Source organism: Candidatus Berkiella aquae, from assembly GCF_001431295.2.
Classification (GTDB): Bacteria; Pseudomonadota; Gammaproteobacteria; order Berkiellales; family Berkiellaceae; genus Berkiella; species Berkiella aquae.
In genome coordinates this window covers 796,051-815,091 of record NZ_LKAJ02000001.1, presented here as the reverse complement: position 1 = coordinate 815,091, position 19,041 = coordinate 796,051, and the positions used below count along the sequence as shown (strand labels likewise).

The window sequence follows — 19,041 nt, the reverse complement described above, 5'->3', positions numbered from 1 at the left end:
AAAAAGATGATGATACAATCGTTATACTTTGTTTCGTACACTTGTATTAGGCTGGGTGGGTTGATTTAGCATGGCAAATAATTCATCAGTTTTACTCATTTTAATACTACTAGTATCCTTCTCAAATTTACTGTTTAATTTAACACCAGCATCTTTATAAACATCATATTTACTCTTAGCCTGGCTAAGTTCAGCTGCTTTTTCAGCTTTATTATCATTAATTTGGCGTCTGTATTCTCTTGCTTTTTCAGCATTTGACTTATAATCTTCTATAGCTGGTTTTGCAAATTCTTTTACATTTGCATCTGACATAGATATCCCATTCTTCTGAACAATTCTTTTCATTAATTGGGTATCTTGCTCAGGGGTGGCTTTGCCATTTTGTTCTTTCTTTTGTTTTAATCCTTCTAATTTTTTCAAAAGTACTTGATGTTCACTATCTAATTGCGAAGTTCTAATTGCTTCTTGTGAATTGAAAGCACCCTGTGCTCCCCTATAACCTCTAAGGAATGTATCATTTGATGTTGGTGAATTCGATGAAGAACTTACTTTAGGTGCATTTCGTTGTGCACGGTTTTGCTCTATTTCTTTATAAGTACTTTCAATTTCATTATCAAGTTCAATCTCTGATTGATATTTTTCCAAGAAATAATCTTCATTGATTTTAGCGGCTTGTTCCTTCGTCATAATATCTGCCACACGTGTTCCATCAGAAAATTCTAATTCCATTTGTTTTTCAGCGGTCTCTAAAGCACCTTCTTTAAAAACAGATTTTTCTAGCGCTTCAAGTCTCGCAATGTTTTTATCTAAGCGATCAATATTCGCTTTATGTTTTAACATATCTGAGTAAGTTTGTTTTTCTAATCTATCTAAATTATCCAATAATTGCTGCTGCATTTGTTGGGCAGCAGCTTGATAAGCTTGTTGCATCATTTGAAATTTGGCTTCAGATTCTTGTTTGTTTAAATCTCTAATAATGCTGTGCATTTCTTTCATTTTTTCCGCAATCACAAACATCGAAACCGCTTCGTTAATATCGCGCTGGATTTGTTTGCGTTTTGCGGCAAGATTGCACATTGCTTCCATATATTGTTTTTCTTGATTTTGCACTTCAATGTAGCGTTTATCGAGAGGATCGGGTGTGAGGATAATTTTTTTAAGTTCAAAAACTTCAGCGGCGGTTTGGAGTGTATTTAACACTTGCGATAAAATTTCTTGCTTATTTTGTTTGGTTTCATCCACCTTAATATCGTATTTCGAAAGTAGTTGTCTTAAGCGGTCTTTTGACCTATCACCAACCCAGTCATAAATATTATATCTGTCGGTCATAAACCACCACACAATTTTCTCGTTCTTATCGTGTGGACAATGAACCATTTAGAAAAGTTCAGAGGTCGTTATTATTTAGAATGGGAAGTACACAATAAAGATAAGCAGCGGTAGCTGCGACAATAGCTAGCCCCGGGTAAAACGAACGAGCCGTTAGGCAAGTGAGTGGAACCCGGGGTAAAAGAATCCTCTAAAATCAAAACTGCGGTAGCAGTGAAACAATGTGTTGTTTCACCGGTGCCCCGGTTGGAATGAGTAAAATTCTATACCCCGGATTCCAAGCAATTTTGCTATCGCAAAATGCTTTCCATCCGGGGCTAGCAACTTAGGTTGCTGCCGCAACCCATGATGATGCTCACATACAACAAAACTGGCTTGGCTGCGGGAAGTAGTGCTAAGGAAGGCTTGGTGCATATAACACAACATGTTAAAGTAGAATAATCACTCAGCGTATACACCTATTTTAAATAAGCTATTGTGAATCTAATGTTGTTGAATATCCCTCAATTTTGCTTAATTTTACTGATTGGCCCTGAAGGTGCGGGGAAATCTGCCTTTGCCAAAGCACATTTCCAACCTTCTGAAATCGTTTCATTAGCAGAGTGCCACTATCAAGTAACCGATCAAAAAATCGATTCTAGCGCTTCCCCTTTGGCTTTTGAGCTACTTTATCATCTCACCCATTTACGATTGTTCAATGGTAAATTAACCGTTATTGATGCGCAAAATCTGAATGCTAAGGAGCGGGAAAAATTACGCATTATTGCCAAAAAAAATCACTGCCAAGTGGTGGCAATGGTCTTTGATCCTGCAATCTTATTACCCAAGCAGGAAAAATATCTGCATTGTTACTCATTACCCAATCATTTTACCCAAACCGAAGTGATTCGCCATAAACTCGATATTGATAAAAGCGATGAATCTGGCCCTTTTGATATTATCGGCGATGTGCATGGCTGTTATGCAGAATTGCTCGAATTACTGACTCAACTGGGTTATCAGATAAATGAAGCGCTGATTCATTCTGAACAAAGCGCTGTTATCGCGCCTTTACAGCGCCGGGCTGTGTTTGTGGGCGATTTAACCGATCGCGGGCCTCAATCACTTGCCGTATTAGCGCTGGTGATGAATATGGTAAAACATGGCAGCGCACTTTGTATTGCCGGAAATCATGAAATTAAATTACTAGCTTATCTTAAAGGCAAGTCTATTCAATTAAAACATGGTTTAGAAACCACGGTGCAAGAATTTGAACACGCTAGCGAAGCCTTTAAAAGCGCTGCCATTGATTTTATCGAATCATTACCCATTTACTATGTATTCGACAACCATCGTTTAGTGGTCGCCCATGCTGGTATGAAAGCATTTTATCAAGGACGCATTTCTCCTCGGATTAAAAGCTTTTCGCTTTACGGTGCTACCACGGGTGAAATCGATGAGTTTGGTTACCCAATCAGGTCAGATTGGGCGCAAGAATATCATGGAGAGGCTTTAGTGGTTTACGGGCATGCTTTCACTGCAGAATTGCACTGGGTCAATAATACCCTTTGTATTGATACTGGCTGCGCTTTTGGTGGAAAACTTACTGCGCTACGCTATCCAGAAAAAGAAACCATTTCTATTTCAGCTAAAGAAATTTATTATCCTTCCACATATATTTGAATATCAGTCTGCTGAATTCGATTTATAGATTGACTTCTTAGGCCTGTTAACTATAATCGCCGACTCATTCATCAATTCAAGTTGTTAAGGAAGATAAATGATGAAAGTATTAACTTCAGTTGAAGTAACCAAGGTTTCCGGCGGTTTTATTGATCCAGTGACGATGCTTTTTTGCTTAACGGCAGCCAACATTGGATTAGGATTTTATAACTTCGCTCAAATCGATAAAATGCAAGCCGCTAATCGCCTCAATGACTCACTTCTCGATTTCGTTTCAATAGCAACCATTTATCAAGAAGTACAATTATCCCAACTACCACTTTACGAAGAAACTCGTGCTTTAAGCTTAGAAGAAGCCGGTAGCAGGATGATTCATCACTAGCCTATTTTCATTTTGCCGTTTAAAATTTAAACGGCATTATCCCTTAGAAATTAAAGGAAAATGCATGAAATTATTAAGTTTAACAGAGATCCAAAAAGTCTCTGGTGGTTTTGATCCCGCTGATATGCTTATAGGTCTATTGATAGTGAATATAGGATTAGGGATTTATAATTACACACAGATAAATAAAACCAACTCTCTAATAAGTTATATGATAGACGATATCGATTTTCTTTATAATTGGACCATCTATCAAGAAGCACAACTTTCGCTTTCACCGCATTATGATGAAGTGCGCTACTTAAATCTGGACCAAGCCTATAATATGATCCCGTATTGATTTATTGGCATCACAGCCGCAGCATCCATGAAAAGAAGTATTTTTCATTTTTAGGTAATATTAGGATTGCTAATAGATGAGCGTAGCGAATCAATCGCCCACTTTGAATAAAAGGGGGCAGAAAGCGAAGCTTGCTGGGGGATTTTTATCTTAAAAGCATTATTACGAAAGATTAAAGGTGATCTCATCCTTTAAAACCAATATGACTGAAACTAAAATTTGGCTTGGACGAAATTGATAATATTCAAAAGTGTAATAAAAGATAAATATTAGTAAAGTTATAGGTCTTCAGATAAAAATCCCCCGCTCGCTTTCGTCTTCATCCGTCTACGCTCCCGGCTTTGCTAATGCTACGCCGGGCAAGAATGCTTCGCCGGACTGCGCCGAAAAATGCGAGCCGCCCCCTTTTATTCAAAGTGGGCGATTGATTCGCTACGCTCATCTTCTAATGACACACGATTTGCATCCACGAATTACGGAACCATTACAATAGCCTCGCGGCAGCGAGGAAATTTGCTAACCCCGGTTGAAAAGCATTTTTGCGATAGCAAAACTGCTTGGAATCCGGGGTATAGAATTCTCTTTCCATTCCAACCGGGGCACCGGTGAAACAATCTTGTTTCACTGCTTCCGCAGTTCAAATGATAGAGATTGTTTTTACCCCGGGTTCCACTCACTTGTCTTACGGCTCGTTCGTTTTACCCGGGGCTATTAAATATCGCAGCTTCCGCTGCTTATGGACCAAAACTGCAGCAACTAAGAGTCTTCTTCAACTCTTTCAATATAGCGGCATCGACTAAGGATTTTTTTTCTGCCTCTGATAAACTAAACCAATGATTATGAGTTACCTCTTCAACTTCAATATATTTTAGCGGGATAATTTTATTACAACAGGATGAGCGTAGCGAATCAATCGCCCACTTTGAATAAAAGGGGGCAGAAAGCGAAGCTTGCTGGGGGATTTTTATCTTAAAAGCATTATTACGAAAGATTAAAGCTGATCTCATCCTTTAAAACCAATATGACTGAAACTAAAATTTGGCTTGGACGAATTGATAATATTCAAAAGTGTAATAAAAGATAAATATTAGTAAAGTTATAGGTCTTCAGATAAAAATCCCCCGCTCGCTTTCGTCTTCGTCCATCTACGCTCCCGGCTTTGCTAATGCTACGCCGGGCAAGAATGCTTCGCCGGACTGCGCCGAAAGATGCGAGCCGCCCCCTTTTATTCAAAGTGGGCGATTGATTCGCTACGCTCCTCATCTCATTACACACGATTTGCATCAACGAATTACGGAACCATTACAATAGCCTCGCGGCAGCGAGGAAATTCGCTAGCCCCGGCTGGAAAGCATTTTGCGATAGCAAAACTGCTTGGAATCCGGGGTAAAGAATTCTCTTTCCATTTCAACCGGGGCACCGGTGACACAATCATTGTTTCACTGCTTCCGCAGTTCAAATGATAGTGACTACTTTACCCCGGGTTCCACTCACTTGCCTTACGGCTCGTTCGTTTTACCCGGGGCTATTAAATGTCGCAGCTTCCGCTGCTTATATTTTCAACTTCTAGCATTTATGCTTGTTTTATAATTCTCATCTAACTCTGGAACCTCACATTATAAAAATTCATGTGTTGTTTGGACCAGAGCCATAGCAACTAATGGGTCTTCTTCAACTCTTTCAATATTGCTGTGTCTACTAAGGATTTTTTTTCTGCTTCTGACAAACTAAACCAATGATTGTGGGTAACTTCTTTGACATCAACTTCTACTGGTTTGAACGGAATAATTTGGTCCCAATCGTCCATCATTCTTGTGCTGCATTGAGGGCAACTTTGTCTCCTTGCTATTTTAAATGGCCCACCGTGAATATTTATATCACAGGCAACACTAAATACACTTTGCACAACATCCGTTAAATCACCCTCTTCAAAATGAGAAACCAAAGGATGCCCAGAAACCAATCTATCTATTTCATCAAAAGCTTTATTACCCAGACATACATATTGAATTTCATTTAATTCATTTCTTAACAGAAGTGTACCATATTCGAATTCATCAAGCTGAGGCACCTCAAATTCATGGCCGTTGATACAAGTATATTTCCATAAAAATAATATCATTATTGCACCTATTTAAGTTTTAGCAAATTATCAAATTGTTTAGTTTGTTCTGCTGGTACTAAATCTGACAAGCTTGGGCTTGGGACCACCATTTTGTGTTGTAAAATTTCATGAAAATCTTTTAAAACAACGATGTTATGCCCTGGCCCTCTCACAGAAGGAAATTTAATGGCATTATATCCTAGCTTTTGTGCTAGCTCGCCCATTTTAATATACTCTTCTTTCCTCTCTCCACCTTTGTATTCCCAGTCTGCTGCAATTTTCTTATCGGATAAATCAAGGACTTTTATTTTATCTGAATTAACAGTATATCTGATGGTATGACTAGCTTGTAGCTTATTGTGCTTCAACTCATATAATGTTGTATCAGGAATTTCTGAAACATAAAAGCCTTTACCAAACCTAGATTCAGTACCTAAAAATCTAGGATTAATACCATTTAAAACACTTTGCCCACGATTAGGAGAACTGACACTATGATATACATTGTACTCTGGTAAAAGTAAATTTTTCCAATCAAAAGATTCTAACGCGGGTATTTCTTCAATTAAAATCCCTTTCCTGGAATAACGAGAGCCCCCACGCCCAAAATTAGAAGTAAATAACATTGGCAATGCAATATCAAATAGCATCTCTGTTCTAGTGACGCTATCTCCGGTTTTAAAATCATCAAATGCTTGATTAAGCAAATCCAAACGTTCAAGATTCCGTTGGTGAGCTTCTTGATTAACTATCCCAAACCGTACTAAAGAAACTGCATTAATGCCATCCCACACTAAAGTTCCAGTATCTACAATGGTTTCTATAGGATGCAACAATGCATCAACCGCCATATCTCTAGATTTTTCTACAGAACGACAAAAGGCAAAGACATGATTCCAAACTGGGTTTTCATCATACGCTGGGACGGCTGAAGGTAAACGAAATGGTTCTCGTGGCTTAGGAACATAAGGTCGACCATCTATGTAAACATGAAAACGCCTTGTTTCAGGATTATAATCATAAAATGAGCGCTCGTTTGATTGTGATGTTTGATAAATGGGAATTGTTTCATCATTATCAAAATGGAATTGAATTAAAGAATTATCTACTTTAATAATGTTATATGGCACTGGGATAGATGAAAGTTCGCCATAAGGAAATTGATAAATCGGTAAAGGCCCATCCCCTAATGACAAACAAAATGCATCCGGGGTAGGCATGCTTTCAACCACTAATGAAGGTGGCATTCCTTGAGTAATGAGTAGGGAATGAAAATCAATAGAGAGAGATTCTTCAGCAGGCAAGTTCTTTCTTGCTTGTACTAAAGATTCATCCGTAGCTAACTCAGTTACCGTTTGTGCTAAAGGTTCATCCGTAGATAACGCTGACACGGTTTGTGCTAAAGGTTGAACTGGGTTAGGTTTAAACATCCAATGTAACCCTTTGCTGACTGCTTTTTTCATTACCGCCAGATCACTTTGAATTTTCTCTTTATCTGGAACAAAACCCGCTACCGCGACACCATGACGATGCTGGTGAGTTATTTCGGTCTCCTTCTCGGCCTCTGTATTAATACCCGGCAAATCCTGCGGACCTACATTATCAGCTAAAACTGTCGGTCGATGCACTGTTTCTACCGCGTCGCTTGAATATTCAAGATCGCCACTGGGTTTACCATTTAACGAAAGATTAAGTGATGCACTTTTGTGTTGCTGTGAATGATGATCGGTTGCGGTAGTTCCTGTTACGCTAGGCAAACCTTCTTGAGCATTAACTCGAGATAAGTGACTTGTTTCAATTTTTGAGCCATTTTCAAGATGAATCGTATTTGCTGATACTTCACCGCCAGGCAATATAATACCCGCTTTTTCAACCGTTGTTCTTTCACTCTCCCTATCGCTTCGATAATGACCACTCACCGTAACCGCAGTGCTAACCGTTCCACCTTTGGAATGGCTCGTTAGCGTTTTGGTATGCTGTGACGTTGAAAAGCTCATCTCTTCTGCTACAACCTTTCCGCCTTTTTCCCCCTCGATTAATAAATCTCCTTTTATATGATCACCCGCATCAATTTCAGCCGTATTTCGCGCATGCAATTTAGCCAAGGAAGTTTCAGTAACATGCTCTACCCGGGTCCCTTTGCTTGCGCTGACACTGAGATCTTTAGGGTTAGCTAAATTAATTCCTATACTATGTTTGGTTGTTTTACTCGCACTAGAAGAGGTATTGGTCGCTTTTGTTGCATTGATTCCTTCAAGGAGAAAAATACGTAAATCTTCAGCGTCAACCATCGCACCATCCAATAAATGCAGCTCATTACCAGATAGCCTAAAAGTTCCGCCAACAAAGAGTTCGGTTGAAATCGTTTGTGTTTTCTGAGTTTCTTGTATTGTCTTCGAAGAGTGTATGCTAAATCTAGGGTTAAAGTGACGTTTAGCATCACCATCAACATACGTTAAACCCATCTGATCGGTGAAAGTCCCGACAAAATCAGCCGGGGAATCACCATATTCCGCACAAGCATAAGCAACCAGCGCAGAAATATTCCATGCATTACGAGCCGTATTTAACAATGGCTTAGGTATTTCGGTAATACTTTTTGCATGGAGCAAATTCTCTAGTTCTTGCTGATCCCATCCGCAAGCACCCATAATCCCAGCAAATATTGCCTTGGCATTATGGCTTTTCAGAACTGAAACCAAATCACTTCCCGGGGATGTTATTGAGAATTCTCGGGTAATTGTCGTATTATCATACGTTTGTTGTAAGCCACTCAACGTGGTTTTATAGGCGACAATATCTGCACTACCAATAGCACCTTGCACTGCACCCAGGGAGAAATCTTGGCACCGTATAATGAGCTCGCCACCGGTAAAAATAAAACTGCTATAAACAATCTTTTCTTCAGTAGAAGATTTTACCGATTTTGTGCGAAAGAGTGAGCTATTTTTATAGGCATAAGCGCTATGTTTATCGAGCGTTATACCATCAATTGATACTTCATCTTTTGCTGCTAACGTTGTACTACCCGCTGAACTTATCACGACATTGGCTAAATGAATGCTACCTTCAGGCGCAGCAACAACTAAGTTTCCGCTATTAGAAGAAAGATCGTTTTGAACAGGAACATATCCGATTTCATGTTCATGCATCACACCGTTAACTTTACCATGCTTTTTCAAGCTAAAGATTTGATCAATTTCGTATCGCTGTGATTTTTCTGACCAAAGCAATCCCCCTTGCGGTACTAAGTAACCAAATTCATCGCCCCAAAATGATAATCCGCCAACATGCATGGTGCCAGAACCAATAAAGATGTTTTGCCCTGTGCTACTGACTTCAGCATTACGCCATACAGGTTTGATGTACCAATTCTGTCCTGCATCATGCAAAATGCCTGTTGGATTTTCACCATGTTGGGTTAAGATTGCCTCTTGGACGCTATTAGCAAAATAAACGTGGTTCCCCTCTAAACCCGATTTGAATGTTCCACCAAGCTGCGTAAAATTACCCACATATCCTTGATGCCCTAAAGCAGACACAGTACCAGAATTCTCTACGACACTGATTGTTGGGCAGGCTTGCAATTCAGGATTATGCTTAGAGTAAGTGAAATATTCCGTTGTATACGCAAGCTGGGCGTCGTTTTGTAGAGAATCGACATTCCATGAAAGAATGCCATCTGAATGGATATATCCTTGATTCACCATACTGTCAGCTTGCAATAACCCATCCGTTTTTAAATCCAAAACACTCGTTGCACCCAGTCCTTGAATTTGTCGAACATCAAAAAGTGCTAAACTGGAAAAAGTGGTTAGATCGGCTGAAAATTCAAATTTATCGCCGATAAAATAAAGTGCACTATCATAAGCATTGTGCGTACCCACCGAGGACAATTTTGCCCCAGGCGCATCTAATATGAGGGTGGCACTACTTTGCATTTTGGGCAGTTGCCAAATGGGAATTAGCTTGTCGCTATGCTCTAAATGGAGTTGTAAAATGTTAGAGAAATCCGGGCTAATCTCAAATAAAGACTCTTGCAATAACTGGTGTTCTTTTAAGGTTACGTCTAAGACTTGAGTTTTATTAAAAGCATCCTTATCGATGGCATAACTCTCAGCCCTTAAAGCAACCACCCCAAGGCTATCTTCTTCATCTTTGCGCCATGAAACTTTATCAGCACTAGAACCGTCAACATTCTGGGTTTTAACCATTTCTGCTTGAACAGTCCCTTCTTTACTGATTTCAGAGGCTTCAAAATTCACCCGCTTAGAAACAAGCTTTCCGCCTTTTGTGTTGGTGACCAACTTCTCAGAAATCAGCCGTATTTTTTCAACACCAAGAATCGTTCCGGCATTCAGTACTTGCTTGCCTTTACCTTCAAAATGGACTTCTTCACCAACAATAATCCCTTCATTTTTTGCTAGCAAATCGCAAAGTAACTTAACGTCTTTTTTAGAAATAATGCGTCCGCTTTGATGATTTTTGATTATACGACTTGCAGTGGTATTGATCCTTCTCAAAGCTTTTATTTCACCAAAATTTTCAATTAACCCGATGCAAGTAAGATAAATTGCTTCTCCCGCATCAATGGTACCGGATTCAAAATTAGTAAAATGCGTATTAATGGTTGCTGCAATTTTTTGGCTTAAGATCGCTCCTTCTTGAGTGCGATTAGGAATATCGCTGCCATACAGCCCTATTGATCGTGTTGCTTTTATCGATCCATTATTTGTACCATTATTGCTAACATTCAGGCCGATATCACCAGTGACTTCTATAATGCCTTCATTATGAAGAGCACCGGCAAATATACCAAGATAACCGTTCGCAGCGTATTCACCATTTAACGCTTTTTGAACCTCAAATAATGACTTTAAAAGCGTGATCGAGACATCATCCTTAGACGCAGTTGATGGAAGTGATTCTACATTTTTTTCTGTGATTTCATCGATATCAAGTGTAAGCACTTGTTTTGGATGTTCAGGGATTACGTGCTTATATTGTTCAACATCAGCATTAATTTTTTCAATGGTATCTTCACTTGTTAGCTGCCGCGCTGGTTCAACGACAGAAGCCTCTGTCACGATTGGCGTCATATCAGTAAGAGGTTCTTCAACCAGTAATATTGCAACTTCCTGCTCAACCTCTGAGCCCATTTGAAGAACATCTTTTGGTTCATCAGCTTTGTTTAAGAATGCACGAGTTCTGTCTGAGCTTAAAATAACCATTAAGCTATTTAATGCCTCATTAACGACGGCATGCGTGCTTAATCTATCTTCTTGAAAATCCTTAAACAACGTTTGCCAATGCTTCATCCTGAACAAGAATCTTGCACCTACTTGCAAATCATTTTGAAATTCAGGCTCAATGACACCTGCTCGTTGTGCAGCATGTAATGCACCATACACAATAGATTGCAGATACTGATCGGAGTTATGCCCTTGATTTAAGATAAAATGAATGATATCGATCGGCTTTACCGCTAAATTAGAACCTAATAGCTCTGAAGGTGCCAACTTATAAAGCGCTTCACGAAAAATGGCTTCGCTGACTGCACCCAGATGCGCTTGTGCTCTTTCGAGTGCATCTTCGTCTTCCTCATACCATGCCTGATACGCAGCAATGGATGCATCAGCAATTCTGAGGGCATAACGAGAGCCATTAATGATTTTCGCAGCAGTTTGTAACCATTCTGCACTTTCAGCAGAGAGGAGGCCGCCAGAATAAACACTAACGGCTCTTGTTAAGGTCTCAATAAGCTCTAAACTTTTATAAATGAATTCTTCTTCAGAATATAAAGCGCCATAAAATTGATATGAAAGATTAACCAGTAATGTGGCCTTTTCGTCACTAGAACTCATAAATCCTATAGAAGGTACGATATTATCTAAAATAAGGCTTACCAGCTCTATATTTTGGATCTCTTCTCCGTTTATACCTCTATTGAGTAATTCGCCACCTCGATACAGTGTTTTGCCTAACAATAAATAACCACGCAAAGCAATCGCATTAGGCGCAGGGATGTAAGAGCACAATTCTAATAAATTCACCCCAGCATGCAAACCGTTTAAAACCCAATCAACAGGAGAGAGTGTTGTTTTTTGCCCGGTTAATAAAAATCCCGCTTGATTTACTTGTGGTGCATGAAAGCGACAATGTAAGCCTTTTACCATTGCACCAATATTATTAGTAATAATCACATTCGATTTTAAACTGACTTGATCACCAATAAGCGCACCTAAATTATTAATTCGTGCTTCGCCATACAGTTTCAATGATCCTTGCTGAATAACAATAACACTGTTGCGCGCCAACTGAATGCTTAGTGCTTTAACGTTGCCCTGATGCCCAGCAATCAATTGTCCAAAATGATTAAATGTTCCTTTGGCTTCAAACGAAAACATTTTTGAAGCCACAGTTTGACCATGTAAGTTCAATGTTTTTGATTGAACTTCAAGCTTTTCAGTCACGAAATTCGCTGATTGCTTAAATTCATTTTTAGCATCGACTTCAACCTCTTTAAAAGAGAGCATCCCCTCTAAAACGACATCTTCAGCCGCAAGTTTTAAAGAAGCCCCATTTAAAAATTTACACTGCTTTGCTGTAATAATTTTTTTTGCGTTAACACGGCATTGCTTAATACATGCCAACGATTCAGCAGCAAAATTAGCATAGGTTGAGAAATTGACACGGGCATTAGGCAAATTTGCAAAGGTTAAATTAATATCTCCATTGACTGACAGCACACACACCATATCAGGTTGCTGTGGATTATTAGGATTCATTAAAATAACATGGCAAGAATCACTTTGACGAATAATCTTCCATTTACCCAAATCGTGAATAGAAGCTGTATTTGCCCAAGGAGAAATAATGTCTTGATGGTTCTGATGGCAAAGAGCATTCAACTCGCTGATGACTAACTCTATCCCTTTACGTGTTTTTTTAAGGTTTAGATCGTAATTGAATTCTATAGCGTGTGGAGAGGCATTCAATCCTTGGCGAATGTGTTTGATTTTAGTTTCAGTAAGATTCTTTTTAACACCCAGCTTTTTAAGTTTCGCTGCTATCTCTTTGCGCTGATAAATAAGGGCAACATCTAGCCCGCTTCGCTTTAGGTTGTTGTTGAGATGAGGATTAACGCCTTGGGACAGCAAAGATTGTAAGGCTTTTATGTCACCTTTAGTAATAGCGTTAAAAAAATCGATTTCTTCTGCTCGTTTTGCGCCAGGGAATTTCTTCAAAAATTGATATAATTCTTTATCTTCTTTCAAACAAGCATAGTACAGTGGTGTGTAACCATTCAGATCAACAACATCAATTGCTGTAGCACAGTCATAGCAACGATTAAGCAGCTCATCATCACCCGAGACAACCGCACTATGAAGCACGGTTTGGCCTTGTTCGTTGATAAATAAAGCCGTATTTGCACCTTTATCTTTTAAAAGCGTTGCCATTTCACTATTGTCAAGCATAATCGCCAATCCCCACGGCGATAAATTATTGGCATTTAAGCAATCTATATTATTTTTTTGCGTTTCAAGTAAAAATGTTAGTAATTGATTTAAATTATTTCTAACAGCAATATGCCAAATGCTCTCTAAATGTGCATTATATTTTGGTTCTTTAGTTTTCTCGCGTGAAAGTAATTTGATGCACTCTTTTTCATAACCCGCTTCCGCTAGTTCATGAAGAACCGTATTACCTTTTTCGTTGTAGACATGGGTATAATGTGGTTTATCAAGAAGCTTTTGCACCTGCGTTCGAGCATGCATACTCTCAAACAAATTTGCTGTTGTGAGTATTTTCGTTTTAAGTGTTCTATTAGGAAACGAATTGATATAGCTTTTGAATTGACTGATGCTTAAAATTTGTGACCCTATCCAAACGCGCCCTTTTTCCAAAACAACATCAATATCAGCAAGTGGGGCATTAGTGACAATAAGATCGGGTACTAAACGCAATTCATCGAGATCATCAATCTTCAGCTCATCAATATTATCAACTAAATATTGCCAAAATTGAGAATGATAACGTTGTTGATAATAATCGTAGAAACTCAGTGCTTTGGGGCATCCAGGAACCGGTGAGCGTAACGTTAAGTTGATCTTTGATAAAACCTTGAAGGATTCAATGCCTTGCTCAAGCAAATAAGAGAGTATGCAATTTTCAACGAGGTTATTTTTTTTATCAAATTGAGCAAAATGTTCTTGCTTTAATGCAGACTCAAGCACCATCTGCTTTTTTTGCAAACAATCTTGTTGCTCTTGGGCATTATCTAAAGCAGAGAGGATTTTTTTCTTAAACGCGGCATCGGCATAGTCAAGAAAATGCTTCTGCCGCCTATCTTTTTCAAGAAAGGCATCCTTGCCAACTTTGGGCAAGGATTTTAAAATTTTCTGCCATTTCTTCTCTTTCGCCAACTCAAGTAAAGAAACTTTCTTCTCTTTTACTTCTTTTTTTTTTGCAATGGGTTTTTTTCTTTAGCTCTACTCATTACGACTTCTTCCCTGCTTTATATTCAATTTTATTACTAATTATGCTGCTATACTCTAAATCGAGTGGTTTTTTGATTAGGTGGCGTTTTCTTATTCAATTGAGGATTCCTAGATAATGAATAAGCAGACAAGTTTTTTTCTATTTCAGCTCGTAAACTTGCATTTTTTGCAGCATTAAATTGGGGCAATACCTTAGGCTGCGATGGTGTTACCACAACAGGAACTTTTGTATCTTGTGTGTCTACTTTTTTGAGAGCAGGAAGTGCTAATATTTTTGCTTTAGGACTTCTTGACTCTGGTTTACGTGGCGCACTTCGCTTTGTTTTTTCAGACGTTTTAATTTCATTTTTTTCTTTTCTTGATGAAACACGACGCTGCTGCTTCGGTTTTTTCACTTCTCTGATATTATCAATAAGCTCACTCTCAACGTCATCATTTGCATCCCCTGCTCGTACTTTTCTATATAGTGCATGAAGATTCTTTGAATAATAAGCAATCAACTCTCTCTGTGTGATAGCAATAGACATTCCTTCCTTTATGCCTAAATGCTGTGTTCTTGCATCTTGGATAGTTTCAATAATTTGTTGAATGGTATTTACGCTAAAAGCAGTTTTACTCAAATATTTTGCTGCTGTCGAGGGTAATTTTTTATGCTCCATTTTGTAGTTAATAAGATGAAGAGCCCATGGCGTCTCATCTAATTTATCATCAGTACAGCCTTTAAAAGCAGCGTCACGCTTTCTCAATATCCTTGCGGCATTTAACACTGTGTCATGGTCACTATGCATTTCTTCTAAAGAAACCGCTTTTTCTAAGCCTTGCCCTTTGACAGAATCAGCGATGCTTCTATAGGTAACACCTTTGTTACGTTGTATATCTAACGATTGAAGCAAAGCAGATTTTCGCAATACATTTCCAATGGCTTGAGCATGTGCTGCCTGCAATCCGGTATTACTAAGCTTCAGCTTTCTTAAGCTAGACATTTTAGAAGGTGTTTGTCTTAAAAATTCAGCCATTGGCGCTTCAGTGCCTGGGATGGGTTTTTCTCTTTCATTTAAATGACTAGCCAATGATGGGTTATTTGATAAAACTAATTTTTGCAGATTTAAATGCTGAACTATCGCCAAAAGATGCGGCAAGCAAGCATGCGTTAACTTATTTCCTTGCAAACTTAATTTTTTTAAATTTTGAAAAGAGTCATTTTCATCAACTATACATTTCTTGAGAAATTCAACGCCCTCATCGGTCAAAGCATTGCTTCCTAAAATTAAGCTTTCAGTATTAAACGCCCCTAACCCTGCTGCCAATAATTCGTCAAGTTTTCTGTCAGTTAAAGAAGCATCACTGATATCAATTTTTCTTAGAGTAAAATTTGCACCTCTAGAAACCTTTCTCTGTAACACAGCCATTAATGAAGAGAGCTTCTTTCTATCCATTTTCACTGGAATAATGGCTTCATCATCTTTTAATGTTTTTTTGTTTTCTTGAACTAGATCGTTTGTGCCTCGTTCTTTTTTTCTTTCTTTGGAGTCCTTTGTCTTCAATTCAGACGAATGCTTATAATTGAACACGAAATCACAAATATCGCCATTTTTTGCTTTATCTATAACATCAATTTTTGCTTCCACTAATTCTTTTGTATGAGTATTAATTTTTTCAAAAGTAATTCTATTCTCGTCAATTAAGCTCAACCCCCCGTTAAAATAACGTACAAGCGCCATTGCACCAAACGCACCAATTGCAGAGACACCCAACACAGGTATGAGTGTGGTAGAGAAAAAAAACATACCCGTAGCAGTTCCAGCGCTAGCTCCTATGGCGGTGCCACCAATTATTTTAGACAATCTTCGAGCTTTTCCTTCAAAAGGTTTTTTAAGATCAATCTTAGCTTCAAGTGCTTTTATTTGCTTTTCGATTGATGCTACTTCTTGCTTAGGTGTTAATGTAACCGCTTTTTTGGACCAAAAACCTGTAATCATACTTAACATTGAAAAAGTTCTCTCTATGATTTGTTATATTGTCTATCAACGACCTAAATACTTCTTGCGTGTTGCTGGTTTACTATAAAATTCGTAAGCGGCAATGGTTCTTTGTGTTTTATTTTTAGCATTTTCTTTTTTATTACGATCAGGGTGATATTTAAACATTTTGAGATGATAAGCCCTTTTGATCTCTTTCTCTGGGCAAACTTTATCTTCCAAGCTCAATGCAACTAAAGGATAGACGCCATGCATTTCTTTAAATTTTTCTTTAGCTTCCCATTCTTCAAATAATTGTTTAGATGAACGCTTAGCACTAGTCTCCAATTTGGGCATTTCAATACCCTCTTTTCTCAAGAGGGCTTTAACCCCTGTTCTTCCATCTGCATCAGCAAGCAACATCAGCTTTTCGCCTTGATGATGAGAAGCTAAAAACGCTTTCCTTCTTTCTTTAGGAATTAAATTTAAAACATAGGCAAAAGAATCATCTACCCTTACTTTAGGAGAAATAGCCAATAAACACATTAAAGCCGTTTGTCCTTTTTTGTTAATTTTTGTTAAATATGAAAAGGCTTTCTCTTGCGGACAATGTTTCATAAAAGCTCGCATCTCTGAATAGCTTGCAGCAGAACTTAACTGCACCATTGCAGGTGTATCACCATCTCTATCTAAATTGTTCATCAATTTAAATCTATCCTGCCCAGGTAATGTGAGCATCACATTCTCAATTGTTTTACTATTTTTAAGCACAAGACTAAAAACAAAATCGTCTCCTAAATGTTTAACTTGTTGTATCAACCATAATCTTTTTTCAGGCCTTACAGCTTCTAACAAAATTTTCAAATAACCAGGCTGATTTCGACTAACGATAAGTGCTCGACTGATAGGCGACTGATTAATGACATTTTCTGATAATAAATATTTGTGAACAGCTTCTTCAGATGCAGATGCTGTTCTTAAAATTGTTCGTAATTTCTCTTTATTTTTTTCTCTTATCGCTGTATGCACTGAATTTGTTCCAAATTCATCTGGCTTTTCATGCACCAACCACCCACCGATAGGCAGGTATTTAGCGATTACCAAAAAGGTATCAATTGACATGCTATTCACAAAAAGGGATTTAAAACCATTATTAATCGTGGTAATGCCTCTTGAAACAGCAGAGGCAAGCCAGTTTATGGGTCTTCTGATAGCGCTAAATAACTGATTCAGCATTTTTTTCTACCTAAATGATGGATACAATGAATATGATTGAAAAGATTAAATTGGGAGATTAGTTGAGAGATGGAAAGCAAACTAGAAACTTCCTTATTAAGCTTATTCAACCTTGAAAAAAGTGAAGGCGGATTATATAACCTTAAAAGGAGAATTCAAAGAAATTACATTTTTATGGACCAGAAAAATGGGTGTGCATACAACTATTTTGAGAATGATGTATTTTCGAACATTCTTCTTTTTTAAGCGAATATTCTAGAATTGCAAATAGCTGAGCGTAGCGAATCATCTCATTACACACGATTTGTATCAACGATTTACAGAACCTTTACAATAGCCTCGCGGCAGCGAGGAAATTCGCTAGCCCCGGCTGGAAAGCATTTTGCGATAGCAAAATTGCTTGGAATCCGGGGTATAGAATTTTCTTTCCATTCCAACCGGGGCACCGGTGACACAATCATTGTTTCACTGCTTCCGCAGTTCAAATGATAGAGACTACATTACCCCGGGTTCCACTCACTTGCCTTACGGCTCGTTCGTTTTACCCGGGGCTATTAAATACCGCAGCTTCCGCTGCTTATCTTTTTAACTTCTGGCATTTATGTAACAGAGCCCGATGAGTCGCAGGCAGTAGAAGTTAAATAAGACCAAATTAAATTTAATAATACGGCCGTATTGTTCCCCCATCGACATGAATATTATTTGCTGTAATTTCATTTGCCCCGGTCGATTTTAGGAAAAAATAAATGGTTTTAACCACACCTTGAATGCTGGCTAATTTCCTCAAGGGAGTACTAGCTGCTTTTTCTCGTAACACTTCCTCATATTGCTTGGTCATAGTGTCCGCTTCACGTTCAAGTTTTTTAACATAGGTCGGCGTCAATACTTGCCCAGGCGAAACCGTATTAAATCGGAACCCATTTGGCCCTTGCGTATCAGCGAGTGATTTCACACAACCAACCCATGCCATTCTCACTTCATTAAACGCTTCCCAATCAGGATTGGAAATAGCTTGTTTACTCGATGTACCAGAAACCACAATAACTGATTTTAAATCACTTTTTTCCATACAAGGAAATAACTGTTGCAGTAAATAACGTGGGCCCGATACACAATCCTGCATCGCTTTATTGAGCGTATTAAATTGCTCCATGGGCTCAAATGGCATCATCGGCGGTCTGGGTGGCATCAACACCACGCCATCGATACCAAGGCTTTTGGCTTGGGCAATAATTTCTACCATCGTCTCTGGTTTGCCTAAATCGGCAGAAAAATAATCGACTTTGCATTGCGGAAACTGTCTTACGATATTGTCATGTAAGGCTTTTATTTTTTCATTATCACGCGCAGTGATAATCAGATCATGGCCTTTTGTTGCGAGATGAAGGCACAGCTCTTTGCCAATATCTCCAGTTGCGCAAGTCACTAAAAATCGATACGACATCCCTATTCCTTATTATTATCGGTTATTTTAAGTCAATGCCCATATTAAACGCTAGATCAAAGCAAGAATGCAAGATAAGTAAAAG

9 protein-coding genes are annotated in these 19,041 nt (G+C 38.5%); 3 read left to right on the top strand and 6 right to left on the bottom strand.

Annotation, left to right across the window (positions count from 1 at the left end; genetic code table 11):
- Window positions 1-21: 21 nt before the first annotated feature.
- Complete coding sequence (locus HT99x_RS03815) at window positions 22-1,110, bottom strand: hypothetical protein (RefSeq protein ID WP_139016568.1); 1,089 nt, start codon at window positions 1,108-1,110, stop codon at window positions 22-24.
- A gap of 705 nt (window positions 1,111-1,815) precedes the next feature.
- On the opposite strand from HT99x_RS03815, the gene HT99x_RS03810 reads away from it, so the two are divergent.
- The 3 genes from HT99x_RS03810 to HT99x_RS03800 all read left to right on the top strand — a co-directional run bounded on the left by HT99x_RS03810 (window position 1,816) and on the right by HT99x_RS03800 (window position 3,713).
- Window positions 1,816-2,991, top strand: a complete 1,176-nt coding sequence (locus HT99x_RS03810; protein WP_075065593.1) for a metallophosphoesterase — start codon at window positions 1,816-1,818, stop codon at window positions 2,989-2,991.
- A 97-nt stretch (window positions 2,992-3,088) separates the two neighbouring features.
- Window positions 3,089-3,373: a hypothetical protein gene (locus HT99x_RS03805; protein ID WP_075065594.1), complete on the top strand. Its 285-nt coding sequence runs from the start codon at window positions 3,089-3,091 to the stop codon at window positions 3,371-3,373.
- 64 nt (window positions 3,374-3,437) lie between these two features.
- A complete protein-coding gene (locus HT99x_RS03800) occupies window positions 3,438-3,713 on the top strand; it encodes a hypothetical protein (protein ID WP_075065595.1) in 276 nt (91 codons plus the stop codon).
- 1,657 nt (window positions 3,714-5,370) lie between these two features.
- Here HT99x_RS03800 and HT99x_RS03795 read toward each other — a convergent pair.
- The 5 genes from HT99x_RS03795 to HT99x_RS03775 all read right to left on the bottom strand — a co-directional run bounded on the left by HT99x_RS03795 (window position 5,371) and on the right by HT99x_RS03775 (window position 18,956).
- Window positions 5,371-5,835 carry a hypothetical protein gene (locus tag HT99x_RS03795; protein ID WP_075065597.1) on the bottom strand — a complete coding sequence of 155 codons (465 nt, stop codon included), beginning with the start codon at window positions 5,833-5,835 and terminating at the stop codon, window positions 5,371-5,373.
- 8 nt (window positions 5,836-5,843) lie between these two features.
- Window positions 5,844-14,204, bottom strand: coding sequence for an ankyrin repeat domain-containing protein (locus HT99x_RS03790; protein WP_139016569.1), 8,361 nt, complete (start codon window positions 14,202-14,204; stop codon window positions 5,844-5,846).
- Between the two features lie 161 nt (window positions 14,205-14,365).
- Window positions 14,366-16,306 (bottom strand): leucine-rich repeat domain-containing protein, encoded by a 1,941-nt coding sequence (locus HT99x_RS03785; protein ID WP_075065599.1) that lies wholly within the window; start codon window positions 16,304-16,306, stop codon window positions 14,366-14,368.
- 36 nt (window positions 16,307-16,342) lie between these two features.
- A complete protein-coding gene (locus HT99x_RS03780; RefSeq protein ID WP_075065600.1) occupies window positions 16,343-17,512 on the bottom strand; it encodes a J domain-containing protein in 1,170 nt (389 codons plus the stop codon).
- Window positions 17,513-18,170: 658 nt separating this feature from the next.
- Window positions 18,171-18,956 carry an SDR family oxidoreductase gene (locus tag HT99x_RS03775; RefSeq protein ID WP_075065601.1) on the bottom strand — a complete coding sequence of 262 codons (786 nt, stop codon included), beginning with the start codon at window positions 18,954-18,956 and terminating at the stop codon, window positions 18,171-18,173.
- Between the last annotated feature and the right edge of the window lie 85 nt (window positions 18,957-19,041).